The 1268-nt window shown below is 42.9% G+C and carries 2 protein-coding genes and 1 pseudogene; 1 reads left to right on the top strand and 2 read right to left on the bottom strand.

Annotated features, from left to right (window positions below; translation table 11 throughout):
• Positions 1 to 606 (bottom strand): AAA family ATPase (locus B9T16_RS28760; protein ID WP_410246398.1); only part of this gene is annotated, 606 nt, incomplete at its 3' end.
• A gap of 242 nt (positions 607 to 848) precedes the next feature.
• Positions 849 to 1076, bottom strand: a complete 228-nt coding sequence (locus B9T16_RS28755; protein ID WP_006619035.1) for a hypothetical protein — start codon at positions 1074 to 1076, stop codon at positions 849 to 851.
• Here B9T16_RS28755 and B9T16_RS28750 point away from each other — a divergent pair.
• Positions 1077 to 1268 (top strand): annotated as a pseudogene (locus B9T16_RS28750) (AAA family ATPase); the annotation flags it as partial.

Genomic DNA, 1268 nt, shown 5'->3' with positions numbered 1-1268 from the left:
CACATCATTGGCACTGTTGCGGTGCGCCCCAATGGCATCAAATTCATCAAAAAAATAAACGCCCCGTGTTAGTGACATTGCATCAAAAATTAATTGAAGTCTGCTGGCAGTTTCTCCCATAAACTTCCCAATTAAGCTACTATATATAACCGTCATCAGCGGAAGTTGTAACTCACCGGCTAAAGCGGCGGCAGTCATTGTTTTGCCAGAACCAGGGTGTCCTAATAAAAGAATTTTTCGCCGGGGAGATAGGTTATAATTTTGCAGACGACTACGCTGTTTTTGTTCGGTAAGAATCCGCTGAAGTTTGGTTTCAAGCTCTGATGAGAGTACCATATCAGATAGCTTAGTCTCTGGGTAACGTGCTGATAGTAAATTAGCTAATTCACCTTTTGGCTGAACTAACGGTACTGCACTATTTTTTCGCTCGATCGCCGAACCCCGGTTTTTAGCTTCATCAATTAACTCCCGAATTTCTTGAGCCAATTTTCCATGTCCCTGCCTTGCTTCATGCGCTGCAATTTGAAGGGCTGCAGAATAAAACTGCTGATCTTCGCCTTCTATTTGGCTTTTTATAAGCGCTATGATTTGACGAGCAGTAGACATAAATCTGGTATCCCCTTCTATAATAGCCCACCCTTGGTGATGCTATTATATATTATAACTCATATCTCATATTTAGAGAAAAAATTTACCAAAATCGTTTACTCTTGAGGGTGATGGGTTCATTTAATAGATTTAAAAAATGAATACTTCACAACCAGGCGAAGACTATGCTTTAACAACTGACCTTCTATATTATATTTAGGGTGTTTTCATCGCCATTTAAACTGCATCTATTTGGCTCATTAAAGAAGGTGCGGCTGATTGCTGTTCAGCCTGATATGAGCGCGGATAGGTTCCTTAATTTGACTCGGAGACAAAGGTTGTGCGATCGCCTCTTCCAACAACTCCTCCCTAAACTGCTCATCGTGAACCCGGGTAATGGTTTTCGTCTTCGTATATTCCATGCGTCCCCAGGGCAAAGCCTCCAGAAATACTGTAGTAGCGATCACGTTAGGAAGTCGGCATCGCAATTGTGGAAACTCCTATCGGATCTGTTGGGAGAGGATGTTAAAAAGAAGAATGTTCGATCGCTTATCGAAAATTTCTGTAGCAACCTATACAATAAATCACAAAATCGATCGCCCTCCCCTCCCAGCAGCAAATCCAAACCTCGCCACGACCTCAGCCAAGCCCCCGAATACGATCGCCTCTACAAGCGCACC

The sequence above is a fragment of the Arthrospira sp. PCC 8006 genome, from assembly GCF_046480465.1.
GTDB lineage: Bacteria > Cyanobacteriota > Cyanobacteriia > Cyanobacteriales > Microcoleaceae > Limnospira > Limnospira platensis.
This window is presented reverse-complemented; position numbering and strand designations above follow the sequence as displayed.